Origin of the sequence: Streptomyces alfalfae (assembly GCF_004127445.1) — a bacterium.
In the GTDB taxonomy this organism is placed as follows: domain Bacteria; phylum Actinomycetota; class Actinomycetes; order Streptomycetales; family Streptomycetaceae; genus Streptomyces; species Streptomyces alfalfae.
In genome coordinates this window covers 1-23,868 of sequence record NZ_QEXM01000049.1, presented here as the reverse complement: position 1 = coordinate 23,868, position 23,868 = coordinate 1, and the positions used below count along the sequence as shown (strand labels likewise).

26 protein-coding genes, 5 tRNA genes and 2 pseudogenes are annotated in these 23,868 nt (G+C 71.3%); 14 read left to right on the top strand and 19 right to left on the bottom strand.

What is annotated here, in order from left to right; all coding sequences use genetic code 11:
- Positions 1-145: 145 nt before the first annotated feature.
- The 4 genes and pseudogenes from rpmB (at position 146) to DCW30_RS37700 (ending at position 1,326) form a co-directional block, all read left to right on the top strand.
- Entirely contained in the window at positions 146-331 is a 186-nt protein-coding gene (gene rpmB / locus DCW30_RS30665; protein WP_016642993.1) for a 50S ribosomal protein L28, read from the top strand.
- Positions 332-460: 129 nt separating this feature from the next.
- Positions 461-631 (top strand): annotated as a pseudogene (locus DCW30_RS37710) (regulator); the annotation flags it as partial.
- A gap of 188 nt (positions 632-819) precedes the next feature.
- Positions 820-966, top strand: a pseudogene (locus tag DCW30_RS37705) (BTAD domain-containing putative transcriptional regulator); the annotation flags it as partial.
- Between the two features lie 6 nt (positions 967-972).
- Positions 973-1,326: a hypothetical protein gene (locus DCW30_RS37700; RefSeq protein WP_373569098.1), complete on the top strand. Its 354-nt coding sequence runs from the start codon at positions 973-975 to the stop codon at positions 1,324-1,326.
- Here DCW30_RS37700 and thiD read toward each other — a convergent pair.
- Both thiD and DCW30_RS30650 read right to left on the bottom strand, forming a co-directional pair.
- On the bottom strand, positions 1,299-2,117 hold the full coding sequence (gene thiD / locus DCW30_RS30655) for a bifunctional hydroxymethylpyrimidine kinase/phosphomethylpyrimidine kinase (RefSeq protein ID WP_062779281.1): 819 nt from the start codon (positions 2,115-2,117) through the stop codon (positions 1,299-1,301). The genes DCW30_RS37700 and thiD overlap by 28 nt on opposite strands.
- Positions 2,114-3,082: a thiamine-phosphate kinase gene (locus DCW30_RS30650; protein WP_062779278.1), complete on the bottom strand. Its 969-nt coding sequence runs from the start codon at positions 3,080-3,082 to the stop codon at positions 2,114-2,116. Before DCW30_RS30650 ends, thiD begins: the two co-directional genes overlap by 4 nt.
- Before the next feature lie 207 nt (positions 3,083-3,289).
- Between DCW30_RS30650 and DCW30_RS30645 the strand changes: the two genes are divergently transcribed.
- On the top strand, positions 3,290-3,523 hold the full coding sequence (locus tag DCW30_RS30645; RefSeq protein WP_016642988.1) for an Lrp/AsnC family transcriptional regulator: 234 nt from the start codon (positions 3,290-3,292) through the stop codon (positions 3,521-3,523).
- Between the two features lie 20 nt (positions 3,524-3,543).
- Positions 3,544-4,041, top strand: coding sequence for a DUF3515 domain-containing protein (locus DCW30_RS30640; protein ID WP_062779275.1), 498 nt, complete (start codon positions 3,544-3,546; stop codon positions 4,039-4,041).
- A gap of 3 nt (positions 4,042-4,044) precedes the next feature.
- On the opposite strand, the gene DCW30_RS30635 is transcribed toward DCW30_RS30640, so the two are convergent.
- The 3 genes from DCW30_RS30635 to DCW30_RS30625 are packed head-to-tail and all read right to left on the bottom strand — an operon-like array spanning position 4,045 to position 7,090.
- Positions 4,045-5,226, bottom strand: coding sequence for a D-alanine--D-alanine ligase family protein (locus DCW30_RS30635; protein ID WP_076684315.1), 1,182 nt, complete (start codon positions 5,224-5,226; stop codon positions 4,045-4,047).
- 47 nt (positions 5,227-5,273) lie between these two features.
- Positions 5,274-6,311 carry an NAD(P)H-dependent glycerol-3-phosphate dehydrogenase gene (locus DCW30_RS30630; protein ID WP_076684316.1) on the bottom strand — a complete coding sequence of 346 codons (1,038 nt, stop codon included), beginning with the start codon at positions 6,309-6,311 and terminating at the stop codon, positions 5,274-5,276.
- Positions 6,308-7,090, bottom strand: coding sequence for a lysophospholipid acyltransferase family protein (locus DCW30_RS30625; protein ID WP_076684317.1), 783 nt, complete (start codon positions 7,088-7,090; stop codon positions 6,308-6,310). Before DCW30_RS30625 ends, DCW30_RS30630 begins: the two co-directional genes overlap by 4 nt.
- A gap of 182 nt (positions 7,091-7,272) precedes the next feature.
- On the opposite strand from DCW30_RS30625, the gene cofC reads away from it, so the two are divergent.
- Both cofC and DCW30_RS30615 read left to right on the top strand, forming a co-directional pair.
- Positions 7,273-7,908 (top strand): 2-phospho-L-lactate guanylyltransferase, encoded by a 636-nt coding sequence (cofC, locus tag DCW30_RS30620; RefSeq protein ID WP_119271228.1) that lies wholly within the window; start codon positions 7,273-7,275, stop codon positions 7,906-7,908.
- Between the two features lie 52 nt (positions 7,909-7,960).
- Complete coding sequence (locus DCW30_RS30615; protein ID WP_119271230.1) at positions 7,961-8,164, top strand: hypothetical protein; 204 nt, start codon at positions 7,961-7,963, stop codon at positions 8,162-8,164.
- An 87-nt stretch (positions 8,165-8,251) separates the two neighbouring features.
- Here DCW30_RS30615 and DCW30_RS30610 read toward each other — a convergent pair whose 3' ends face one another.
- The 4 genes from DCW30_RS30610 to leuC all read right to left on the bottom strand — a co-directional run bounded on the left by DCW30_RS30610 (position 8,252) and on the right by leuC (position 11,611).
- Entirely contained in the window at positions 8,252-8,959 is a 708-nt protein-coding gene (locus DCW30_RS30610) for an HU family DNA-binding protein (RefSeq protein ID WP_119271232.1), read from the bottom strand.
- 162 nt (positions 8,960-9,121) lie between these two features.
- Complete coding sequence (locus DCW30_RS30605; protein ID WP_062779256.1) at positions 9,122-9,349, bottom strand: SCO5555 family protein; 228 nt, start codon at positions 9,347-9,349, stop codon at positions 9,122-9,124.
- Positions 9,350-9,587: 238 nt separating this feature from the next.
- Positions 9,588-10,181 carry a 3-isopropylmalate dehydratase small subunit gene (gene leuD / locus DCW30_RS30600; protein ID WP_076684318.1) on the bottom strand — a complete coding sequence of 198 codons (594 nt, stop codon included), beginning with the start codon at positions 10,179-10,181 and terminating at the stop codon, positions 9,588-9,590.
- A gap of 5 nt (positions 10,182-10,186) precedes the next feature.
- Positions 10,187-11,611 (bottom strand): 3-isopropylmalate dehydratase large subunit, encoded by a 1,425-nt coding sequence (gene leuC / locus DCW30_RS30595; protein WP_062779250.1) that lies wholly within the window; start codon positions 11,609-11,611, stop codon positions 10,187-10,189.
- A gap of 179 nt (positions 11,612-11,790) precedes the next feature.
- Between leuC and ndgR the strand changes: the two genes are divergently transcribed.
- Positions 11,791-12,507, top strand: coding sequence for an IclR family transcriptional regulator NdgR (gene ndgR / locus DCW30_RS30590; RefSeq protein WP_030361934.1), 717 nt, complete (start codon positions 11,791-11,793; stop codon positions 12,505-12,507).
- 136 nt (positions 12,508-12,643) lie between these two features.
- Here the strand turns inward: ndgR and DCW30_RS30585 are convergent, their stop codons facing one another.
- A complete protein-coding gene (locus tag DCW30_RS30585; protein WP_205576589.1) occupies positions 12,644-13,129 on the bottom strand; it encodes a DUF4188 domain-containing protein in 486 nt (161 codons plus the stop codon).
- A gap of 106 nt (positions 13,130-13,235) precedes the next feature.
- Here DCW30_RS30585 and DCW30_RS30580 point away from each other — a divergent pair, with 106 nt between their 5' ends.
- Entirely contained in the window at positions 13,236-13,904 is a 669-nt protein-coding gene (locus tag DCW30_RS30580; protein WP_198503707.1) for a MerR family transcriptional regulator, read from the top strand.
- 42 nt (positions 13,905-13,946) lie between these two features.
- On the opposite strand, the gene DCW30_RS30575 is transcribed toward DCW30_RS30580, so the two are convergent.
- From DCW30_RS30575 to DCW30_RS30535, 9 genes are all read right to left on the bottom strand, one after another.
- Positions 13,947-14,019, bottom strand: a tRNA-Glu gene (locus DCW30_RS30575).
- A gap of 55 nt (positions 14,020-14,074) precedes the next feature.
- Positions 14,075-14,146: transfer RNA gene (locus tag DCW30_RS30570), tRNA-Gln, on the bottom strand.
- Positions 14,147-14,177: 31 nt separating this feature from the next.
- Positions 14,178-14,250 (bottom strand) — tRNA-Glu (locus DCW30_RS30565).
- 62 nt (positions 14,251-14,312) lie between these two features.
- Positions 14,313-14,385: transfer RNA gene (locus tag DCW30_RS30560), tRNA-Glu, on the bottom strand.
- Between the two features lie 41 nt (positions 14,386-14,426).
- Positions 14,427-14,498, bottom strand: a tRNA-Gln gene (locus DCW30_RS30555).
- Between the two features lie 87 nt (positions 14,499-14,585).
- Positions 14,586-15,314: an HAD family hydrolase gene (locus DCW30_RS30550; RefSeq protein ID WP_076684320.1), complete on the bottom strand. Its 729-nt coding sequence runs from the start codon at positions 15,312-15,314 to the stop codon at positions 14,586-14,588.
- An 83-nt stretch (positions 15,315-15,397) separates the two neighbouring features.
- Entirely contained in the window at positions 15,398-16,876 is a 1,479-nt protein-coding gene (gltX, locus tag DCW30_RS30545; RefSeq protein ID WP_076684321.1) for a glutamate--tRNA ligase, read from the bottom strand.
- Entirely contained in the window at positions 16,869-17,666 is a 798-nt protein-coding gene (locus tag DCW30_RS30540; protein ID WP_062779239.1) for a fumarylacetoacetate hydrolase family protein, read from the bottom strand. The genes gltX and DCW30_RS30540 overlap by 8 nt, the downstream gene beginning before the upstream one ends.
- A gap of 217 nt (positions 17,667-17,883) precedes the next feature.
- On the bottom strand, positions 17,884-18,084 hold the full coding sequence (locus tag DCW30_RS30535; RefSeq protein WP_076684322.1) for a hypothetical protein: 201 nt from the start codon (positions 18,082-18,084) through the stop codon (positions 17,884-17,886).
- Between the two features lie 574 nt (positions 18,085-18,658).
- Between DCW30_RS30535 and DCW30_RS30530 the strand changes: the two genes are divergently transcribed.
- From DCW30_RS30530 to DCW30_RS30515, 4 genes are all read left to right on the top strand, one after another.
- Positions 18,659-22,543 (top strand): sensor histidine kinase, encoded by a 3,885-nt coding sequence (locus DCW30_RS30530; protein WP_240437942.1) that lies wholly within the window; start codon positions 18,659-18,661, stop codon positions 22,541-22,543.
- A 9-nt stretch (positions 22,544-22,552) separates the two neighbouring features.
- On the top strand, positions 22,553-22,966 hold the full coding sequence (locus DCW30_RS30525) for a roadblock/LC7 domain-containing protein (RefSeq protein WP_030787430.1): 414 nt from the start codon (positions 22,553-22,555) through the stop codon (positions 22,964-22,966).
- Between the two features lie 146 nt (positions 22,967-23,112).
- Positions 23,113-23,514 (top strand): DUF742 domain-containing protein, encoded by a 402-nt coding sequence (locus tag DCW30_RS30520; protein ID WP_062779230.1) that lies wholly within the window; start codon positions 23,113-23,115, stop codon positions 23,512-23,514.
- Positions 23,495-23,868, top strand: a 374-nt coding sequence (locus tag DCW30_RS30515; protein ID WP_206740254.1) for a GTP-binding protein, incomplete at its 3' end; no start/stop codon positions are given. The genes DCW30_RS30520 and DCW30_RS30515, both read left to right, overlap by 20 nt.

Here is a 23,868-nt window from a genome sequence, read left to right as displayed (position 1 = left end):
GTTGTACCGAAGCAGTCGTTGTATGCTGCTCCGGTTGCCCGATACACATCGGGACATTCCTCCTGGCAACGCCATTCCGATCATTGCACTGATCCCGGCATGCCGGGATTAACCGTAAGTGCATCTGAAGTCTTTGGAGTGACCCGTGGCTGCCAACTGCGACGTCTGCGGCAAGGGGCCGGGCTTCGGCAACAACATCTCGCACTCGCACCGCCGTACGCCCCGTCGCTGGAACCCGAACATCCAGCGTGTGCGTGCCGTGGTGAGCGGGACGCCGAAGCGCCTCAACGCCTGCACCTCGTGCATCAAGGCCGGCAAGGTCTCGCGCTGACGTCAGCGCGGCCACCTAGCTGGTTGCTGAATCAGCCGGTTCCCCGTCAGGGGGGCCGGCTTTTTCGTGTGCCCACGCGCGCGGGGAGCCACGTGCCCCCCGTATGAGAGCCCTGCCAGAATCTGGCGGATGCGCTTCGGCGTCCTCGGCCCCCTGGACATACGCTCCTGCGACGGCACTCCCCTGGACCCCGGCGGGCCGCGCCCGCGCGCGCTGCTCACCCTGCTGCTCCTGGACGCGGGCCGCACCGTCTCCGCCGAGCGGCTCATCGGCGGGCTCTACGGGGACGACCCCCCGGCGGGCGCGGGCAACGCCCTCCAGTCGCAGGTCTCCCGGCTGCGCAAGCGCCTCGGCCCGGACATCCCGGCGGCTCCCGGCGGGTACCGCGTCGCCGTCTCCCCCGACGACGTCGACCTCCACCGCTTCGAGCGCCTGAGCCGCGAGGGCCGCCGGGCCTCGGCTCCGGGGTCCACGCCGGGGCCGCCGCGCTGCTCCAGGAGGCGCTCGGGCTGTGGCGGGGCCCGGCCCCCGCGGACCTCCCGGACGCCGGGCCCCTGGTCGCCCGCCTCGACGAGCGGCGGCTCGCGGCCACGCAGGACCGCGCCGAGGCCGACCTGGCGCTGGGCGCCGGCCCCGCTCTCGTGCCGGAACTGCGCGAGCTGGTCGCGGCGCAGCCGCTGGCCGAGCGGGAGCTGGCGGCGGCGCGCGGTGACCACCGTGCCGCCTTCGCGGCGTACGAGGCCGAGGTCCGCGACTACGCCCGGGGCTGCCAGAGGACGTCGGGCAACGCGGGGCCCTTCCTCGCGCCGCCCACGGAAAGGAGGATCCGCAGCCGGGACCGGGCGTACCGGCTGCTCGCCTCGCGCTTCCTCGCGGGCTTCTTCAAGCGGCTGACGGAGAGGGCCGCGAACGGCATCACGCTCAAGGACTACGGGCCCGCGGAGGGCGGCCCGCACACCGCGCGGGACTACGCCTCCCGGAACCGCCAGCCGTGATCGACCGGGCCGATCCCGCCGCCGAGCGCGAACCCGGCGGCGATCGCGCCGGTCACGTACTCCTTGGCCGCCGCGACGGCCGCGGGGACGTCGTCGCCCAGGGCGAGCCGCGCGGCGATCGCGCTGGCCAGTGTGCACCCGGTGCCGTGGGTGTGCCGGTTGTCGTGGCGCGGGGCGCGCAGGACGTGCTCGTCAAAGCCGTCGGTGAGCAGGTCCACGGCCTCGCCCTTGAGGTGGCCGCCCTTGATGAGCACCCACGTGGGCCCGTACGCGAGGACCGCGGCGGCGGCGCGGCGCAGGCCGTCCTCGGAGGTGACCTCGACGCCGGTCAGTTGGGCGACCTCGTCGAGGTTGGGCGTCGCGACCGTGGCGGCCGGCAGCAGCTTCGTCCGCACCGAGTCGAGTGCGGACGCCGCGAGCAGCGGGTCGCCGTGCTTGGAGACGCCGACCGGGTCGACGACGGCGGGCGCGTCCGTGCCGGCCAGCAACTCCGCCACGGTCTCGACGAGTTCGGCCGAGGCGAGCATGCCGGTCTTGACGGCTCCTACGCCGATGTCGTCGACGACGCTGCGGTACTGGGCCCGCACCGCCTCGGCCGGAAGCTCCCAGAAGCCCTGCACGCCCAGCGAGTTCTGCGCGGTGACGGCCGTGACGACGCTCATGCCGTGGGTGCCGAGGGCCAGCATCGTCTTCAGGTCGGCCTGGATGCCCGCGCCGCCGCCGGAGTCGGAGCCCGCGACGGTCAGGACGCGCGGCGGAGCGGCCGGGGCCGCCGTGGGGCGCGCGCTCATCCGGCGTCTCCGTTGTCCCCGAAGTGGTCCCAGCCCTTGCTGGTCCAGGGCGCCCCGTCCACGGTCACCTGGGGCAGCGCGGAGGGGTTCAGCACCTCGCCGATGACCTTCCAGCGGGCGGGCAGCTTCACGTCGGCGGGGAAGGTCGCCACGATCGCGTGGTCCTCGCCGCCGTTGAGCACCCACTGCAGCGGGTCGACGCCGACGGCCTGGCCGATGTCGTTCATCTGGGAGGGCACGTCGACGTCTCCGGAGCGGATGTCGATGCGCACCTTGCTCGCCTCGGCGATGTGGCCGAGGTCGGCGATGAGGCCGTCGCTGACGTCCGTCATGGAGGTCGCGCCGAGCCCCGCGGCCGCGGGTCCCGCGTGGTAGGGCGGCTCGGGCCTGCGGTGGGCCTCCACGAAGGCGCGCGGGGAGTGGAAGCCCCGCGAGAGCACCGCGTGGCCCGCCGCGGACCAGCCCAGCCAGCCGGTGACGGCGACGACGTCGCCGGTCTTGGCGCCCCCGCGCGTGACGGCCTCGTGGTTGCGCAGGTCGCCGAGGGCGGTGATCGCGACGGTGATCGTGTCGCCGCGCACCACGTCGCCGCCCACGACGGCCGCGCCGGCGACCTGGCACTCGTCCCGGATGCCGTCCATCAGCTCGGTCGGCCAGCTCGCGGGCAGTTCGGCGGGGACGACGAGGCCGAGCAGGAGCGCGGTCGGCACGGCGCCCATGGCGGCGATGTCGGCGAGGTTCTGCGCGGCGGCCTTGCGGCCCACGTCGTACGCGGTGGACCAGTCGCGGCGGAAGTGCCGCCCTTCGAGGAGGATGTCGGTGCTCGCCACGACCCTGCGGTCCGGAGCGGAGACGACCGCGGCGTCATCGCCGGGGCCGATCCGTACGGCCGGGGTGGAGGTGAGCCGCGAGGTGAGCTCCCTGATGAGCCCGAACTCCCCCAACTCGCCCACGGTTCCCTTCACCGAGTCTCACCATGCCCTTTCACACTGCTCGGCTTGCGGTCGCGAGCCGTCTGCGTCGTCGGTACGGTCGACGTGACCGTTGCATTCTGCTGGCCGTCCACCACGATGTGCGCCACAGCCCGCCCGGGTCTCCCCGCGGCGAGCGGCGACGCGGTACCGTGGCGTCCCTTCTCCCCACATGATCCTCGTGGCCGCCCTGGAGGTTCCGTGGTACAGGCGTACATCCTGATCCAAACAGAGGTCGGCAAGGCGTCGACCGTCGCCGAGCTGATCGGCAAGATCCCCGGAGTGATCCAGGCCGAGGACGTGACCGGTCCCTACGATGTCATCGTGCGCGCGCAGGCGGACACGGTGGACGAACTCGGCCGCATGGTGGTCGCCAAGGTCCAGCAAGTGGACGGCATCACCAGAACCCTGACCTGCCCGGTCGTGCACTTGTAGCCCCCGTCTAACCTGGCCCGGTGAACATCCCCCGTCTCCGGCGCCGCTGCCTCGCAGGAACGTCCGCCCTCGCGCTGCTGATCACGGCGGCGGCCTGTTCATCTTCGGACGACGAGGCGTCAGTGGTGGTTCCCTCCCCGGCCGCGAAGGCCGCGGGACTCTGCCGGGACCTGCACGGACAGCTGCCGGAGAAGGTCGACGGACTGGAGCGGACCGACCCCGGGCCCACGTCGGAGCTGACCGCCGGGTGGGGAGACCCGGCGATCATACTGCGCTGTGGTGTCGAGCGGCCCCCGAAGATGATCGACACCACGTACGCCGGGAAGAACAGCGTGGACGTGAACGGTGTCGCCTGGCTGCTGCAGAAGCACGACGACGGCTCGTACACCTTCACCACCGGGGCGCGCCTCGCCTATGTGGAGGTGACGCTGCCCGCGGAGCGTGCGGGGGGCGGCCTGAGTCCGCTCACGGACTTCGCCGCCCCCATCAAGAAGACGATCCCCAAGGGGATCGCCTGAGCGTCAGCGCAGGCCCGTGGAGCGGGTGAGGGCCGCCTGGATCAGGCGGTCCACCAGCTCCGCGTAGCCGACGCCGCTCTTCTCCCACATCTGCGGGTACATCGAGATGGGCGTGAAGCCCGGCATGGTGTTGATCTCGTTGATCACGAAGCGTCCGTCCTCGGTGAGGAAGAAGTCCGCGCGCACCAGGCCCTCGCAGGACGCCGCCTCGAAGGCCTCGACGGCGAGGCGCTGGATCTCCGCGGTCTCCTCGGGCGTCAGCGGCGCGGGCACGATGCCGGGCGTCGAGTCGATGTACTTCGCCTCGAAGTCGTAGTAGTCGTGCGTCTGCACCGGGGGGATCTCGGCGGGCACGCTCGCCCGGGGGCCCTCCTCGAACTCCAGGACGCCGCACTCGATCTCCCGGCCGCGCAGCAGGGCCTCGACGAGGATCTTCGGGTCGTGGCGCTGCGCCTCGGCGATCGCCTCGTCCAGGCCCTCGAAGGAGTCCACCTTCGTGATGCCGATCGAGGAGCCCGCGCGCGCGGGCTTGATGAACAGCGGCCAGCCGTGCTCGGCCGCGAAGTCCGCGACCCGCTGCCGGGCGCCCGCCTCGTCCTGCCGCCACTCGCGGGGGCGGATCACCAGGTAGGGGCCGACGTCGAGCCCGAAGGAGGTGAACACCCGCTTCATGTAGTCCTTGTCCTGGCCCACGGCCGAGGCGAGGACACCGGAGCCCACGTACGGCACGCCGGAGAGTTCGAGCAGTCCCTGGAGGGTGCCGTCCTCGCCGTAGGGGCCGTGCAGCATCGGGAAGACGACGTCGACCTCGCCGAGCACCTTGGGCACGGAGCCGGGCTCGCTGTAGACGACCTCGCGGTTGCCGGGGTCGACCGGCAGGACGACGCCGCCCTCCATCGAGTCCGCGATCTCGGCGACGTTCGGCATCCTGCGGTCGGCGATGGCCATCCGCTCGGGCTCGTCGGCGGTCAGCGCCCAGCGGCCGTCCGTCGTGATGCCGATGGGCAGGACGTCGTACTTGGTGCGGTCGATCGCGCGCAGCACGGCGCCGGCCGTGACGACGGAGATGCCGTGCTCCGAACTGCGGCCGCCGAAGACGACGGCCACACGGGGCTTGCGGGGCGGCCGCTCAGAGCTCGACTCGGGGCGCTGCTCAGGGCTCTGGGGGAGGTTCTCGCTGCTCATATCGGCTTGAGAGTACCTGTTGGACCTCGCGGGAGTCAGTCGTGACGTCAGCGGCGCTCGGGCTTGGCGCTGCGCGACATCAGCTCCTTCAGGGCGACCAGCGGGGGCGTGCCCTCGTGCACGATGCCCACGACGGTCTCCGTGATCGGCATGTCGACGCCGTGCCTGCGGGCCAGATCCAGCACCGACTCGCAGGACTTGACGCCCTCGGCGGTCTGCCTGGTGACGGCGATGGTCTCCTGGAGGGTCATGCCCTTGCCGAGGTTGGTGCCGAAGGTGTGGTTGCGCGAGAGCGGCGAGGAGCAGGTCGCCACCAGGTCCCCCAGACCGGCGAGTCCGGAGAAGGTCAGCGGGTCCGCGCCCATGGCGAGGCCGAGCCGGGTGGTCTCGGCGAGGCCGCGCGTGATGAGCGAGCCCTTGGTGTTGTCGCCGAGGCCCATGCCGTCCGCGATGCCGACGGCGAGGCCGATGACGTTCTTGACGGCTCCGCCGAGCTCGCAGCCGACGACGTCGGTGTTGGTGTACGGGCGGAAGTACGGCGTGTGGCAGGCCCTCTGGAGGCGCTGGGCGACGGCCTCGTCCCGGCAGGCCACCACGGCGGCGGCCGGCTGCCTGGCGGCGATCTCGCGGGCGAGGTTCGGCCCGGTGACGACGGCGACGCGCTCGGCGGCCACCTTCGTCACGTCCTCGATGACCTCGCTCATCCGCATGGCGGAGCCGAGTTCGACGCCCTTCATGAGGGAGACGAGGACGGTGCCGGGGGCCAGGAGCGGCGACCAGGCGGCGAGGTTGTCGCGCAGTGTCTGGGAGGGCACGGCGAGGACCGTGAAGTCGGCGCCCGCGGCGGCCTCGGCCGGGTCGGTGGTCGCGCGGAGGTTCTCCGGCAGCTCGACGTCCGGGAGGTAGTCGGGGTTGCGCCGCGTGGAGTTGACGGCGTCGGCCAGTTCGGCCCTGCGGCCCCACAGGGTGACGTCGCACCCCGCGTCGGCGAGCACCATGCCGAAGGCCGTACCCCAGGAGCCCGATCCGAAGACGGCGGCCTTCACGGGTCCGGCCGTGTGCCCGGCGTTCTCGGGGTGCGTCACTTGCTGTCCTCCGGGGTGCTGTCCGTGGTGCCCTGCGCGGCACTGTGGCCCGCTGCCTTGCGTCGTTGTTCCAGCCGTGCCCTGCGCGGGTCGTACGGCGTCGCGGGGGCCTTCTCGCCCCTGATCTCCTCCAGGAGTTCGGTGATCGCGGCCATGATGGCCTCGGTCGCCTCGCGGAGCACCTCGGGTGTGGGCTCCTTGTCGTAGAAGCGCGACAGGTCGACGGGCTCCCCGGCCTTCACCTGGAGGGTCTTGCGGGGGAAGAGGGAGAGTTTCTTGCTGTACGGCGGAAGGGCGAGGTTGGCGCCCCACTGGGCGACGGGGATCACCGGGCAGCGGGTCTCCAGCGCGACCCGCGCGGCACCGGACTTGGCCGTCATCGGCCACACCTCGGGGTCCCTGGTGAGGGTGCCCTCGGGGTAGAAGGCGACGCATTCGCCGCGCCGGATGGCGTCGACGGCGGCCCTGAAGGCGTCGAGCGCGTTCGTGGTCTCGCGGTAGACCGGGATCTGCCCCGTGCCCTTCATGACCTTCGCGACGAAGCCGCCCTTGAAGAGGCCGTCCTTGGCCAGGAAACGCGGCACGCGTCCGGTGTTGTACTGATAGTGCGCGTACGACAGCGGATCGATATACGAGTTGTGATTCACCGCCGTGATGAATCCGCCGTCGCCCGGAATGTGCTCCATTCCACGCCAGTCCCGCTTGAACAGAACCACCAGCGGCGGTTTTGCGATCACCGCCGCAAGGCGGTACCAGAAGCCGATTCTGCGGCGGGACACGCGGGCACCTTCCTTCATGAACCTGTTCGGCCGCACAAGTGTCGCCCCAGGCTGCCGGTCTGTCGAGAACACCGTACGCCCACACGTCCGCCGTCACCGCCCCCGCGCCGCCGCTTTCCCGTGCCCGGCGCCCGGGGCCGCCGACAGGTCACAATGGGCGCGACGACAAGGACGGAGCGCCCGTGCAGTGGACCCTGGTCATACCCCTGAAACCGCTGGCGCGCGCCAAGAGCAGGCTGGCCGCCACCGCCGGTGACGGTCTGCGTCCGGGCCTCGCCCTGGCCTTCGCCCAGGACACCGTGGCCGCCGCGGTGGCCTGCCCGGCGGTGCGGGATGTGGCGGTCGTCACGGATGACGCCCTGGCGCGGCGCGAGCTGTCGGCGCTGGGGGCCCTGGTGGTCCCCGACGCCCCGGGGGCGGGCCTCAACGCCGCGCTGCGGCACGGCGGCGCCGCCGTCCGCGCGAGCCGCCCCGAGGCGGCCGTCGCGGCCCTGAACGCCGATCTGCCCGCGCTGAAGCCGATGGAATTGGCCCGCGCACTCGACGGCGCCGCCCATTTCCGGCGCGCATTTCTGCCGGATACCGCGGGAATGGGGACGACACTTCTGACGGCATCGGCGGGAGTGGAATTGTCCCCCGCATTCGGTACGGACTCGCGCGCCAGGCACGCGGCGTCGGGGGCCGTGGAAATCGTGCTCGAAGGCGTCGATTCCGTGCGTCAGGACGTGGACACCGGCGACGATCTGCGGGCCGCTCTCGCGCTCGGCGTGGGCCCGCGCACCGCCGCGGCGGCCGCCCGGCTGCTCATCGCCGACTGAACCGGCGGCGGGACCGCGTGCGCGCCGCCGGGGACTGAGTACGCTTCCCTTCATGCAGGCGACCGCGTACACCTACGACTCCGAGACCCGCAGCGGCAGCGTGCTGCTCGACGACGGCACCCCGGTGCCCTTCGGGGCGCCCGCATTCGACGCGGGCGGACTGCGGCTGCTGCGTCCGGGGCAGCGGGTGCGCATCGAGGTCGAGGGCGAGGGCGAGGGGCGCCGGATCACCCTGGTGACGCTGCAGACGTTCTGACCCGTCCCCGACCCCCCGTACGGCGCAACGACGCGGGCCGGGCTCCCCCGTGGGAGCCCGGCCCGGCGCGTGAGTGCCCTCTGTGCCCTACTTCTTGCGGGCGGTGGCCTTCTTGGCGGTCGTCTTGCGCGCCGTGGACTTCTTGGCGGGCGCCTTCTTGGCGGTGGCCTTCGTCGCCGGGGCGGTCTTCTTCGCCGTCGTCTTCTTGGCGGCGGGCGTGGCCTTCTTGGCGGTGGTCTTCTTCGCCGCCGCCGTCTTGGCCGGGGTCGCCTTCTTGGCGGGAGCGGCCTTCTTGACCGCGGCCTTCTTCGCCGTCGCCGTGGTCTTCTTGGCGGCGGGCGTGGCCTTCTTCGCGGTGGTCTTCTTCGCCGTCGCCGTGGTGGACGTGGCCTTCTTGGCGGTGGCCTTCTTGGCGGTCGTCGCCTTCTTGGCCGCGGCCTTCTTGACCGTCGCCGAAGCACCGCCGGTCAGGCTGCCCTTGGGCGCCTTCTTGACCGCGACGTCGTTCTTCGGGAGCTTCTTCGAACCGCTCACCAGGTCCTTGAACCCCTGGCCGGCGCGGAAGCGCGGAACCGAGGTCTTCTTGACCCGCACGCGCTCCCCGGTCTGCGGGTTGCGGGCGTAACGGGCCGGGCGGTCGACCTTCTCGAACGAGCCGAAGCCGGTGACCGAAACACGGTCACCGCTGACGACGGCACGGACGATGGCGTCCAGGACCGCGTCCACGGCGTCGGCGGCGTTCTGGCGGCCACCCACCTTGTCGGCAATCGCTTCTACGAGCTGCGCCTTGTTCACGTCTTCCCCTTCGGAGACATTGCCGGGAGCGAAATACTCCGGCTTTTTCGCACGTTAGGCAGATATATACCGCAAATCAAACACGAAACGGGCTAATCACCCTTGTGCCGCAACGAACTGGCCCATCTCGGAGTTCCTCGAAGGCCCGTTGAGGCGCGGCGCTCAGGCGTCTTCCGGGAATCGGCCCTCGTCGAGGTCCGTCATGAATCGCTCCAGACGCCTTGCCGCACCGGCGAGATCGTGTTTGGCCGCGGCCGTAATGACCAGCAGCTTCCGGGTCAGCGCCATCCGTACGCCCTCCGGGACTTGCAGTTCGCGCACTCTTGAGTGCGCTTCCTTCAGTTGGTCCGCGACGAGCCCGTAGAGCTCGAGTTGGCTGTCACGTCCCATGCACCGATTGTGCCATCTGGGGCGAGTTGTCGCCTCCGCAGGGGGTAACTGCCGCCGTCCGCCGCTGTTTCGAGGGTACCCCGCCCGGCGGAGTACAAGGGGATTTCAAGCCTCTTCTTCCGCTCGTGGTCCGGGAGTTGACCCCACTCGACCAGACCGTCTGCCCCCGCTCGGAGGGCACACACAGATGTACCCCCAACCGTCCACGATTGGGGGTACATCAGGGTGTTGCGGAGTGTCAGGCCTGAACGGTCCTGGGCTTGTACGAGGGCCGCCCGCTCTCGTACGCGGAGATGTCCTGCTCGTTCCTGAGCGTGATGCTGATGTCGTCCAGGCCGTTCAGGAGCCGCCAGCGGGCGTTCTCGTCGAGGTCGAAGTCGGCGGTGATGCCTGCCGCGCGGACCTGGCGGTCCTCCAGGTCGACGGTGACCTCGGCCTGCGGGTCGCTCTCGGTCAGCTCCCACAGCGCGTCCACGACCTTCTGGTCGAGCACCACGGTGAGCAGGCCGTTCTTCAGCGAGTTGCCCCGGAAGATGTCGGCGAAGCGGGAGGAGATCACGGCCTTGAAGCCGTAGTTCTGCAGGGCCCAGACGGCGTGCTCGCGCGAGGACCCCGTGCCGAAGTCGGGTCCCGCCACCAGGACGGAGGCGCCCTCGCGCTCGGGCTTGTTGAGGACGAACTCCGCGTCCTTGCGCCAGGCCTCGAAGAGGCCGTCCTCGAAGCCGTCCCTGGTGACCTTCTTCAGCCAGTGGGCGGGGATGATCTGGTCGGTGTCGACGTTGCTGCGGCGCAGCGGGACGGCCCGGCCGGTGTGCTTGGTGAATGCTTCCATGGGTCTCAGACTCCGGCGGTCACGGGGGCGTCGGACAGGTCGGCGGGCGATGCCAGGTGGCCGGTGACCGCGCTGGCGGCGGCGACCTGCGGGGACACCAGGTGGGTGCGCCCGCCCTTGCCCTGCCTGCCCTCGAAGTTGCGGTTGGACGTGGATGCCGAGCGCTCGCCGGGGGCCAGTTGGTCGGGGTTCATGCCGAGGCACATCGAGCAGCCCGCGTGCCGCCATTCGGCGCCGGCGGCGGTGAAGACCTTGTCCAGGCCCTCCTCGACGGCCTGCAGGGCGACCCGGACCGAGCCGGGGACGACCAGCATCCGCACACCGTCGGCGACCTTGCGGCCCTCGACGACGGCGGCGGCGGCGCGCAGGTCCTCGATGCGGCCGTTGGTGCAGGAGCCCACGAAGACGGTGTCGACCTTGATGTCCCGCAGCGCCTGCCCGGCGGTCAACCCCATGTACTCCAGCGCCTTTTCGGCGGCGTGGCGCTCCGATGCGTCTTCGTACGAAGCCGGGTCGGGGACGTTCGCCGACAGCGGGGCGCCCTGGCCCGGGTTGGTGCCCCAGGTCACGAACGGCGCGAGCCCGGTGGCGTCGATGTAGACCTCGGCGTCGAAGACGGCGTCCTCGTCGGTGCGCAGGGTCTTCCAGTACGCGACGGCGGCGTCCCAGTCCTCGCCCCGCGGGGCGTGGTCACGGCCCTGGAGGTAGTCGAAGGTGGTCTGGTCCGGCGCGATCATGCCGGCGCGGGCGCCCGCCTCGATGGACATGTTGCAGATGGTCATGCGGGCCTCCATCGAGAGCTTCTCGATGGCCGGGCCGCGGTACTCCAGGACGTAGCCCTGGCCGCCGCCGGTGCCGATCTTCGCGATGATGGCGAGGATCAGGTCCTTGGCGGTGACGCCGTCGGGCAGCTCGCCGTCGACGGTGATGGCCATGGTCTTGGGGCGGGCCATCGGCAGCGTCTGGGTGGCCAGCACGTGCTCGACCTGCGAGGTGCCGATGCCGAACGCCAGCGCGCCGAAGGCGCCGTGGGTGGAGGTGTGCGAGTCGCCGCAGACCACCGTGGTGCCCGGCTGGGTCAGTCCGAGCTGCGGTCCCACCACGTGGACGACGCCCTGCTCGACGTCGCCCAGCGGGTGCAGCCGGACGCCGAACTCCGCGCAGTTCTTGCGCAGCGTCTCCAGCTGGGCCCGCGACACCGGGTCGGCGATGGGCTTGTCGATGTCGAGGGTCGGGGTGTTGTGATCCTCGGTGGCGATGGTGAGGTCGAGCCGCCGCACCCGGCGGCCCGCCTGGCGGAGGCCGTCGAAGGCCTGGGGGCTGGTCACCTCGTGCAGCAGGTGCAGATCGATGAAGAGGAGGTCGGGCTCGCCCTCGGCGCGCCGGACGACATGGTCGTCCCAGACCTTCTCCGCGAGTGTCCTACCCATCGCTTTCCCTCCGGCCGGCGGATCGCCGGCCCAACTAGAGAATCCGTTCGCCGACGCGCGTACCCCTCGTGCCGCACGTCGACCGCCGACCCGTTGGTCCGCGGATCGCTCGTACAGAGTGGCGCTTCGCGAGAAAAATTGAACTTGCGTTTCACAGAGTGAGACGGGAGTATCGACGCATGGACAACTCTAGCGGCGTCGGCGTTCTCGACAAGGCGGCTCTCGTCTTGAGCGCCCTGGAGTCCGGCCCGGCCACCCTCGCGGGGCTGGTCGCGGCCACCGGGCTCGCACGACCCACGGCCCACCGACTGGCCGTGGCACTGGAACACCACCGGATGGTGGCGCGGGACATGCAGGGCCGTTTCATTCTCGGCCCCCGCCTCGCGGAACTCGCGGCGGCGGCGGGCGAGGACCGCCTGCTCGCCACTGCGGGCCCCGTCCTCACGCATCTGCGCGACGTGACGGGCGAGAGCGCCCAGCTCTACCGCCGCCAGGGCGACATGCGCATCTGCGTGGCCGCCGCGGAGCGCCTGTCCGGCCTGCGGGACACCGTCCCCGTCGGCTCGACGCTCACCATGAAGGCCGGCTCGTCCGCGCAGATCCTGATGGCCTGGGAGGAGCCCGAGCGCCTGCACCGCGGCCTCCAGGGCGCCCGTTTCACGGCCACGGCCCTCTCGGGCGTGCGCCGCAGGGGCTGGGCCCAGTCCATCGGCGAGCGGGAGCCGGGCGTCGCGTCCGTCTCCGCGCCCGTGCGCGGGCCCTCCAACCGCGTGGTCGCCGCCGTCTCGGTCTCCGGGCCGATCGAGCGCCTGACCCGCCACCCCGGCCGCATGCACGCCCAGGCGGTCATCGACGCCGCGGGCAGGCTCTCCGAGGCCCTGCGCCGCACGAGCTGACGGAGAAGACGCGCCGATCGCGCGCACGCCCCGCGAGCCGGCGTGACGCACGCCATGGACACACACCGGAGGGGCCGCCCCAACGCCGCGGCGGCCCCTCCGGTCCTGTTGTTCGCCCTTCTCCGGGGCCCGGCCCTCAGACCGCCCGGAGGCGATCGGCCGCCCGCTCCCCCCGGCGGCCCACCGGGGCGACCCCGGTCGCCCGCGCCAGGCCGAAGGCGGGCATGTTCACGTAGACGGCCTCGTGGGAGCCCGCGGGGACGACGAAGGTCTCGTGCCAGAAGCCGACCTTGCCCTTCCCCTCCCGGAGCCGCCGGTTGAAGGCCGCCCACGCCGGCCGGTGCTCCTTGTCCGGCGCCGACGCGTAGGCCAGCAGCTTCTCGCGCGACTCCCAGTACTGGACGATGTACATCAGACGCGGCCCGCCGAGGAGCAGCCGGTACCCCAGCATGCCGCCCGCCCGGTCCTGCGACAGTTCCTTGAGCATGCGCGGCATCGCCAGGAAGACGGGCCACCAGCTCCGTACGGCGCGGAAGTTGTTGATGCGCATCCCTATGTGGAAAACGACCACATCTCCTTCCGCCGCCGCGGTCATGCGTCCTTCGATCGGCTTGCCGCTCATGAGAATTCCCCCTTGACAGAGCTCTGGCCGAACCTTGGATAGCGTCGCTATCCATGCTTAGATAGTGCCACTCTCCAAACGGAGACGCAAGAGGAGGCGCGAATCGATGAGACTGGCGGAGCTGAGCCGGCGCAGCGGGGTCCCCACGGCCACGATCAAGTACTACCTGCGCGAGGGGCTGCTGCCGCCGGGCCGCCGGGTGAGCGCGACCCAGGCCGAGTACGAGGAGGCGCACCTCCAGCGGCTGCGCCTGGTGCGGGCCCTCGTCCAGGTGGGCCGGGTGCCGATCGCGTCGGCGCGTGAGGTGCTCACCGCCCTGGAGGACGACTCCCTGGATCACAGCGCCCGGCTCGGCACGGCGGTCTGGGCACTGCCGCACGGCCCGGAGCCCGACGCCGACGACGCGGTACGCAAGGACGCGCGCCGCACGGTGGACACCCTCCTCGGCCGCCTGGACTGGACGCACGCGCAGGAGTCCGCTGCCGAGTCCCCCGCCTACCGGATGCTGGTGACCTCCGTGGTCACCCTGGCGCGACTCGGCTACCCGTGCTCGGCGGACGACCTGGCGCCCTACGCGCACGCGGGGCGGGAACTGGCCGTCACCGACCTGGACTTGATCGAGCGGTACGAGTCGCCGGACGAGCAGCTGGAGGCGGCGGTGGCGCTGACCGTGCTGTACGAGCCGGTGCTGCTGAGCCTGCGCCGCATCGCGCAGGCGGAGGAGTCGGAGCGCCGCTACGGCCGCCCCGAGCGGGGCGACGGAGAGCGGGCATGACGAAGGGGCCCTCCCTGACGGGAAGGCCCCTTGCCGTTTCTGTACCCCCGACCGGATTCGAACCGGCGCTACCGCCTTGAGAGGGCGGCGTGCTAGGCCGCTACACAACGGGGGCTCTAGCGATCCTGCGCTGCCACATCGCACGTGGCGGACACATGATCAGTACTACGCTGGGCTACCAGGACTCGAACCTAAACTAACGGAACCAGAAACCGTCGTGCTGCCAATTACACCATAGCCCAATGTGGTCTAGACCAGGTCTAGTACCGACAGTACCCCCGACCGGATTCGAACCGGCGCTACCGCCTTGAGAGGGCGGCGTGCTAGGCCGCTACACAACGGGGGCCCTAGCGATCCTGCATCAGTGACAGTGGGTGCGACCCGAGCTGTCCCCGCGGGAAGGATCTGTACCCCCGACCGGATTCGAACCGGCGCTACCGCCTTGAGAGGGCGGCGTGCTAGGCCGCTACACAACGGGGGCATTGTGGATGAGATCCACGTGTTGCAGATGAGCTCTGCGAGCTGGCCTACCAGGACTCGAACCTAGACTAACGGAACCAGAAACCGTCGTGCTGCCAATTACACCATAGGCCATCAAAGCGCCACCCCTTGACGGGGTTTTGTTTGACTTGCGCTTCCCGGCCGGACCTTTCGGCCCTCTCGGGCGGCGCAGGAAGAACATTACCCGAAGGTGGACGGCGCTCCAAAACGGGTATCCGCACGCAGCAGCGCGGGCAGCTCGGAGAGGTCTCTGATGCGGTGCACGCCCGGCGGGCCGTCGCCCGCCGTGCCGGCGCGGTCGAGCCAGACGCCGAGGAGTCCCGCGTCCCTGGCGCCCCTGGCGTCGATCTCGGGCTGGTCGCCGACGTAGGCGATCTCCTCGGGCGCGAGGCCCAGGTGCGTGCAGGCCGCGAGGAAGGCCTCGGCGGCCGGCTTGGAGACGCCGAGGTCGGCGGCGCACAGCACGGCCTCGAACCGCTCGCGCACGCCGAGGACGCGCAGCTTGCGGTCCTGGACGGCCAGGGCGGAGTTGGAGAGCACCGCGTGGCGGTAGCCGTCGGCGAGGGCGTCCAGGGCGGGCACGGTGTCGGGGAAGAGGGCCCAGGCCGATTCGTAGTGCCCGACGTAGCGCGCGAACCAGGCGTCGACGTCGGGGTCGGCGAGGCCGGGGGCATCGAGGAAGTCCCGCACCCGGTCGCGCCGCTGCTGCTCGAAGGTGACTCCCCCGGCGCTGAAGCGGGCCCAGTGCAGCTCGGTCAGCTCCTTCCACCGCGCGAGGGCGAGCCGGGCCGACCCGTACCGCTCAAGGAGGCCCTCGGCGGCGAGGTGGGCGTGCATCCCGGTGGCGTCGGCGCGCGCGTAGTCGAAGAGGGTGTCGTCGATGTCCCAGACCACGGCTCTGATCGGCATGTTCCGACCGTATGCGAAGGACCCGGGAGCCGTGACGGCTTCCGGGTCCTTCGGTTCGTACGCGCGGTCGAGCCGCCCGCCGCCTACTCGGTCAGCTTCGCCAGGGCGGCGTCGATGCGGGCCAGGGCCTTGTCCTTGCCCAGGATCTCCAGGGACTCGAAGAGGGGCAGGCCGACCGTGCGGCCGGTGACGGCGACGCGGACCGGGGCCTGGGCCTTGCCGAGCTTGAGGCCGTGCTCCTCACCGGCCGCGAGGACGGCGTCCTTGAGGGACTCCGGGGAGCTCCAGTCGGCCGCCTCCAGCTTGGCGCGGGCCGTGCGCAGCAGGGCGTCGGAGCCCTCCTTCATGGCCTTCGTCCAGGACGGCTCGTCGAAGACCGGCTCCGCGCGGAACAGGAAGTCGACGTTGGCCGTGATCTCGGAGAGGACCTTCAGGCGGGTCTGCGCGTGCGGCGCGATGGCCTGCCAGGCGGCCTCGTCGAACTCCTCGGGCGCCCAGTTGGCGTGCGGGGCCCGCAGCCAGGGCTCGCAGGCCTCGGCGAAGGCCTTCACGTCCAGCATGCGGATGTGGTCGGCGTTGATCGCCTCGGCCTTCTTCAGGTCGAAGCGGGCCGGGTTGGCGTTCACGTCCGCGAGGTCGAACTTGCCGACCATCTCCGGGATCGTGAACACGTCCTGGTCGGCGGAGAACGACCAGCCCAGGAGGGACAGGTAGTTCAGCAGGCCCTCGGGCAGGAAGCCGCGCTCGCGGTAGAGGTTCAGGGACGCCTGCGGGTCACGCTTGGAGAGCTTCTTGTTGCCCTCGCCCATGACGTACGGCAGGTGGCCGAACTCGGGGATCGTCTGCGCGACGCCCAGCTCGATCAGCGCCTTGTAGAGGGCGATCTGCCGGGGCGTGGAGGAGAGCAGGTCCTCGCCGCGCAGGACGTGGGTGATCTCCATCAGGGCGTCGTCGACCGGGTTGACCAGCGTGTACAGCGGGGCGCCGTTGGCACGCACGATGCCGTAGTCGGTGACGTTCTCGGCCTGGACGGTGATCTCGCCGCGGACCAGGTCGGTGAAGGTGGTGGCCTCGTCGGGCATCCGGAAGCGGACGATGTGGCTGCGGCCCTCGGCCTCGTAGGCCTGCTTCTGCTCGTCGGTGAGGTCGCGGCAGTGGCCGTCGTAGCCGGACGGCCTGCCGGCGGCGCGGGCGGCCTCGCGGCGGGCGTCGAGCTCCTCGGTGGTGCAGTAGCACGGGTAGGCGTAGCCGCCGTCCAGGAGCTTCCGCGCCACGTCCGCGTAGACGTCCATGCGCTGCGACTGGCGGTAGGGCGCGTGGGGGCCGCCGACCTCGGGGCCCTCGTCCCAGTCGAAGCCCAGCCAGCGCATCGAGTCCAGGAGCTGCTCGTACGACTCCTCCGAGTCGCGGGCCGCGTCGGTGTCCTCGATGCGGAAGACCAGGGTGCCCTCGTTGTGCCGGGCGTAGGCCCAGTTGAACAGGGCGGTGCGGACCAGGCCCACGTGGGGGTTGCCAGTCGGGGACGGACAGAAACGTACGCGGACTGTGGTCGCGTTAGCCACGCTTGATCACCTTGTTGGTGAGAGTGCCGATGCCTTCGATGGTGACGGCGACCTCGTCGCCGACGTTCAGGGGGCCGACCCCTGCCGGGGTGCCCGTGAGGATGACGTCGCCGGGGAGCAGCGTCATGGCCTCGGAGATGTTCACGATCAGATCCTCGATGGAGTGGATCATCTCGCTGGTGCGGCCGAGCTGCCGCTGCCGGCCGTTGACCGTGCACTGGACCGTGAGGTCGCTCGCGGCGGCCAGGTCCAGCCCGGTCTCCACCCAGGGGCCGAGCGGGCACGCGCTGTCGAAGCCCTTGGCGCGGGCCCACTGCTTCTCGCGGCGCTGCACGTCGCGTGCGGTGACGTCGTTCGCGCAGGTGTAGCCGAAGATCACGTCCTTGACCCGCTCGCGCGGGACCTCCCGGCACATGCGGCCGATGACCACGGCCAGCTCGGCCTCGTGGTGCAGCTCCTCGGAGAAGGAGGGGTACGTGATGGCGTCGCCGGAGCCGACCAGCGAGGTGGACGGCTTGAGGAAGGCGAAGGGCGCGTCGGGCACTTCGTTGCCGAGCTCCGCCGCGTGCTCCGCGTAGTTGCGGCCGTAGGCCACGATCTTGTTCGGGAGCACCGGCGGCAGCAGGCGGACCTTGCTCAGCGGGACCTTGGTGCCGGACAGCTCGAAGTCGGCGTACGGGATGCCCTTGATGATGTCGAGGACGAGCTCGCCCTCCTTGCCGGGGGCGCTCTCCCCCTCGACCGCGCCGTAACCGACATTGCCGTCGATGGAGAACCTGGCGATGCGCACGCTCTAGCCTCTTGAGGTGGGTGAAGTCTGACGACCCAGGCTAACGCGGTGGCCTGCGGCCCGCTGACGACCTCGCCCCGGGGTGCGCCTCGGCCCTGCCCCGGCGCCCCTCGGCTTCGCGGCCGTGCCCCGCGGCTCCGCCGACGCTCGTCGCCGCCTCACGGCTCGTCCTCGAACGCCGGACGGGCTCACCACTCCGGCCCGGCGCTCAGGTGGTTCAGGCCGCCGACGGGGTCGGGGTCTCCGGGGCGACCATCAGGACCGTGCGCTTCGGGTTGGCCGTCTGGGTCGGCAGTTCGACTGCGTGCTGCGGCTGCTCCGGCGCCGCCTGGACGCCGTCGGCGTCCTTGAGGTGCGCGAGCGTGGTGCGGCGCGGGTTGGCTATGTTTCGGAACATCGTCGAGTGCACAGTCTTCATCTGCTGTTCGGACCTTGTCGGTTGAGGCGCCTCGTGACGGACGCGTGTTGTCGGATTCGCCATCCCTGTAAAGCGTCAGGCTAAACATCCAATTCCCGGCCAAAGTCAGGAAGACGCCATGATCTTCATGTGAGTTTGCTCACGAGAGGGTAGGCAAAAGGGTCAATTCGCACCCATCGCCACCCTCCCGGAAACGGACATTGTGCCACTGAAGCCACCATTCCGCTCCTGATCATGAAGACTGGGACACCCCCTCCCCGCAGGAACTACGTGGCGATAGGTCCGTTTTCCTCTAGATCACTTTCTACGTCTCGTGACCCCCCACTCACGCCGCGTCACCCCGGTCGAGGCGCGGCACACGGGCCTTGTTGGAGATCCTGCACTGTGCTGGAATTCCCGGGACCGCCGCGGGATCGAACCGGCGCGCAAGGGCGCAACGCAGCGCCGAGTGGCGGCGGGAGGGGGAAGCAGCGCCGGTCACTCACGACCACCCATGGGGCGTTTCACGCCCCACGACGCCGACACCGTCCCGCCGTCATGCGGCAGGACGCCTGGTCCAGAGGTTGCGACGCTAGTGCAGGGACGTTTCAAGAGGGATGGCAAGGGGTCTCCCCAGGCCGGCCGAGGGGAAGCCGCGGCGGAGCCGGAGCGTGGCGGCAACGACCGCGGCTCCTCGCCCCAGCACGCCCAGAACCCCGGCCCCGGCATGCCCGGCGACGGCGGCCACGCAGCCGCGCGCCAGGGCGTGACAGGCGGCGGTCCGGCGGCTCCCCCCGCCAAGGACGGCAAGGGCAAGGGCTCGTCCGGCGCCAAGGCGCCCAGCGGCCCCGGCGCGCGAATAGCCCTGCGCAACTGGCGCATCTCCACCCGCCTGGTCTCGCTGCTCGCGCTCCCCGTGATCACCGCGACCACGCTGGGCGGGCTCCGCATCAACTCGTCCCTGGACGAGATCCAGCAGCTCGACAACATGAAGCTGCTGACCGACATGACCAAGCAGGCGACCGCGCTCGCCGCGGCCCTCCAGGAGGAGCGCGACAAGTCGGCGGGTCCCCTCGCCCACGGCGCGAGCGCCACGGACTACACGGTCAAGGGCGCCCGCGAGAAGACCGACCGGGTCTACCGGGACTTCCTGCGCGGCACCCAGAACCTGAACGACTCCGACGGCGAGAACGGCCTCCTCGGCGTCCGCCACAGCGCCGTCCAGATCACCCAGCAGCTGCAGGGCATCAACGACGTCCGCAAGAAGGCGTACAAGGACAAGAAGTCGACCTCGCAGACGGTCGAGGCCTACAGCCAGCTCGTGGAGCAGCTCCTCGCGCTGTCGCAGGACATGGCGCAGGCCACGTCCAACCCCGAGATGATCCAGCGCACCCGCGCCCTGGCCGCGTTCTCCTCGGCCAAGGAGTACGCGTCGGTGCAGCGCGCGATCATCGCCGCCGCGCTGCCCGCGAACGACAGCGAGTACGGCAAGATGTCCGAGACGGACCGCACCTTCGGCCTCAGCGCCAACTCGAAGGAGCGCTCGGAGCTGGTCTCGTTCAGCAAGATCTACGCCGGTAACCCCGACGAGCTGACCGAGCCCATCGACGGCGGCAACGTCGCCATCAAGTCCGCCAACGAGTACGCCAAGCGCGTGCTCGAACAGGAAGGCGGCATCAAGCTCCAGGACAAGCGGTCCTACAAGGACTGGATCGACACCGACACGACCAAGATCGACGCCATGGCGAAGATCGAGCTCACGCTGCTCGGCGAGATGGAGCAGAAGGCCCGCGAGCTGCGCAACGAGTCGGAGCAGTCGGCCATCCTCAACGGTGCGCTGATCCTGCTCGTGCTCGGCGTCTCGCTCGTCGGCGCCTTCGTCGTCGCCCGGTCCATGATCCGCTCGCTGCGCCGCCTCCAGGACACCGCCACCAAGGTCGCCCAGGACCGCCTGCCCGAGCTGGTCAAGCAGCTCTCCGAGTCCGACCCGCAGGACGTCGACACCTCCGTCGAGTCCGTCGGTGTGCACTCCAGGGACGAGATCGGCCAGGTGGCCGCGGCCTTCGACGACGTGCACCGCGAGGCCGTCCGCCTCGCCGCCGAGCAGGCCCTCCTCCGGGGCAACGTCAACGCGATGTTCACCAACCTCTCGCGGCGCTCCCAGGGCCTCATCCAGCGCCAGCTCTCGCTCATCTCCGAGCTGGAGTCCCGCGAGGCCGACCCCGACCAGCTCTCCTCGCTGTTCAAGCTCGACCACCTCGCGACCCGCATGCGCCGTAACGGCGAGAACCTCCTCGTCCTCGCCGGTGAGGAGCCGGGCCGCCGCTGGACGCGGCCCGTCCCGCTCGTCGACGTGCTGCGCGCCGCCGCGTCCGAGGTGGAGCAGTACGAGCGCATCGAGCTCTCCGCGGTCCCCTCGACCGAGGTCGCGGGACGCGTCGTCAACGACCTCGTGCACCTCCTCGCCGAGCTGCTGGAGAACGCGACGTCGTTCTCCTCGCCGCAGACCAAGGTGAAGGTCACCGGCCACGCGCTGCCCGACGGCCGCGTGCTGATCGAGATCCACGACACCGGCATCGGCCTCTCCCCCGAGGACCTCGCCGCGATCAACGAGCGGCTCGCGTCGCCGCCGACCGTGGACGTCTCCGTCTCCCGCCGCATGGGTCTGTTCGTGGTCGGCCGCCTCTCACAGCGCCACGGCATCCGCATCCAGCTCCGCCCGTCCGACTCCGGTGGTACGACCGCGCTGGTCATGCTGCCCGTCGACGTCGCCCAGGGCGGCAAGAAGGTTCCCGGCAAGCCCGGTGGCCCCGGCGTGACCGGCGGCCCCGCCGCCGCCCAGGCCGCGGCCGGCGCCGCCGCCGCGCGCCGCGGTGTCGGCGCGGGCAACGCCAACCCGGCCCTCGGCCAGGGTCCCGGCTCCGCCGGTGGTCCGGGCCGCGGCGGTCCCGCGCTCGGCCAGGGCCCCGGTGGCCCCGGCGGCCCCGGCGCGGGTGCTCCCGGCCGGCCCGGCGCGGGCGCCGGTGGTCCGCGGCAGCAGGTCCCGGGTTCCGGCCCGCGGGCCGCGCTGCCCTCCAGGGACGCGGGCCAGCAACGTCCGTCGGGCGCTCCCGCGGGACGGCAGCCGCAGGCGCCGCAGGGCAACCGCGGCGGGGCACAGCAGCCGCCGGTCCCCCAGCAGCGTACGAACGCCATGAACCCGCAGGGCGACGCCGGCGACCAGGGGCGTCGGCCGCAGCTGCCGCCCCGTGGCGGCGGCCCCCGCGCCGAGCTGCCCGGCGGCGACCCGCAGCCCCGCGTGCCCAGCTGGAGCGACGAGAACGCGCGGCCGCAGACGGCGCGCGAGCCCTTCGACACCCCGCGCGGCCACGAGGAGCACGAGGCGACCGGGCAGTACCCGCAGCCCTCGCTGCCCGCCGACGACCGGCAGGGTCCGGGCTCCACCGCGGAGTTCGCCCGCCCGGACTTCGACGCGCCGCCGCCCGGCGCCCAGGCGCCGCAGGACGCCGACGCCACGGGCCAGTTCGTCCGCTCGGACGTCTTCGGCAATCCGGGTGACGCCCGGCAGGCCCCGCAGCAGGGCCGGCCGCAGCAGCACCAGCAGCCGCAGGATCAGGGCAACGGTCCCGCCCGGCGCGGCGACCGGGAGATGCCCGACTACACCGTGCCGCGTCCGCCCGCCCCCCGTCGGGGCCAGGGCGAGCCGCAGCAGGGCTTCCCCCAGCAGCCGCAGCAGCAGGACCCGCCGCAGCAGCAGGACCCGCAGAACCGGCAGCCGCACCAGAACCACCAGCAGCAGCCGCAGCACGGTCTCCCCTCGGAGCTGGAGGCGCCGCTGCCTCCCGACGCCGGTCTGGGCGACGGACCGACCCCGCTGTACGACACGCTGGAGACCAACTGGTTCCAGCAGCAACAGCAGGACCGGCAGGCCGCGCAGGAGCAGCAGCACCAGCAGCAGCGGGACCACCGGCAGGAGCCGCGGCACGGCCGGCACGAGCAGCAGCACGGCCAGCGCCAGGAGCCGCAGCAGACCCGGCAGGCCCCCGAGGCGTCGCCCCAGCAGGGCCAGCAGCCCCAGCGCCCGCTGCCCTCGCGTCCGCTGCCCTCGCGCCCGCTGGGCCAGGAGCCTGCCCCGGCGCTGGCTCCCGAGGCGGGCAGCGGCAACGGTGTGGGAACCGGCGCCTCCTCCAACTGGCGCACTTCCCCCAACGACGAGCTGGGCCGCCAGGCCGAGCGCGTGCGGCAGCCCACCGCGGGCGGTGTCACCACGTCCGGTCTGCCGCGCCGCGTCCCGCGGGCCAATCTGGTCGCGGGCACGGCCCAGCAGCAGCAGGAAAGCACAGGTCCGCAGGTCTCGCGTGCCCCTGAAGAGGTACGTGGCCGGCTGACGAATCTCCGTCGGGGCATCCAGCAGGGTCGCCAGGCCGGCACCGGCCAGACCGGCAGTTTCCCTCGCCCCACTCACCAGCAGGAGCGTTAGTTGAGTCCGATGAGCCAGGCGGCACAGAATCTGAACTGGTTGATCACCAACTTCGTGGACAACACCCCCGGGGTGTCCCACACGGTCGTGGTCTCCGCCGACGGCCTCCTTCTGGCCATGTCCGAAGGCTTTCCGCGCGACCGGGCCGACCAGCTCGCCGCGGTCGCCTCCGGTCTGACCTCCCTCACGGCCGGGGCCTCCCGGATCTTCGAGGGCGGCACCGTCACGCAGACCGTGGTGGAGATGGAGCGGGGGTTCCTCTTCATCATGTCGGTCTCCGACGGCTCCTCCCTCGCCGTGCTCGCCCACCCCGAGTGCGACATCGGCCTCGTCGGCTACGAGATGGCGCTGCTCGTGGACCGCGCGGGCGCCGTCCTCACCCCGGACCTCCGCGCCGAGCTGCAGGGGAGCCTTCTCCACTAGCACAGCAGCCCGGTACGCATGAAGCTTTGCCCCTTCGGCCGCCCCACCGTCCGAACGAACTGACCAACCGTCCGGCCGCCACACTGCCCCCACCGGCTCTGTCAGACGGCACACGCAGATGACCTGCTGTCCCGCCCGGAGGATCCATGACCCCGCCCACCGCCTCTCACAACCCGTACGGCGACGCCTCGTACGGAATGGAAGGCGACCAGCCGCTGGTGCGTCCCTATGCGATGACCGGCGGCCGGACCCGGCCGCGCTACCAGCTCGCCATAGAGGCGCTGGTGAGCACCACGGCCGACCCGGCGCAGCTGATGGGGCTGCTCCCCGAGCACCAGCGGATCTGCCACCTCTGCCGTGAGGTCAAGTCGGTGGCCGAGGTCTCCGCGCTCCTTTCGATGCCGCTCGGCGTCGCCCGGATTCTGGTGGCGGACCTGGCGGAGGCCGGACTTGTCGCCATCCACCAGCCCGGCGGCGACGAGTCCGCCGGCGGCCAGCCAGACGTGACACTGCTCGAAAGGGTGCTCAGTGGACTTCGCAAGCTCTAGCGGCGGAGCAACAGCCCGCTCCACCACCAGCGCGAAAATCGTGGTGGCGGGCGGCTTCGGCGTGGGCAAGACCACGTTCGTCGGGGCGGTCTCTGAGATCAACCCGCTGCGCACCGAGGCCGTCATGACGTCCGCGTCCGCGGGCATCGACGACCTCACCCACACCGGGGACAAGACCACCACGACGGTGGCCATGGACTTCGGCCGCATCACCCTGGACCAGGACCTGATCCTGTACCTCTTCGGCACGCCGGGCCAGGACCGCTTCTGGTTCATGTGGGACGACCTGGTCCGCGGCGCGATCGGCGCGGTCGTCCTCGTCGACACCCGCCGCCTCGCCGACTGCTTCCCCGC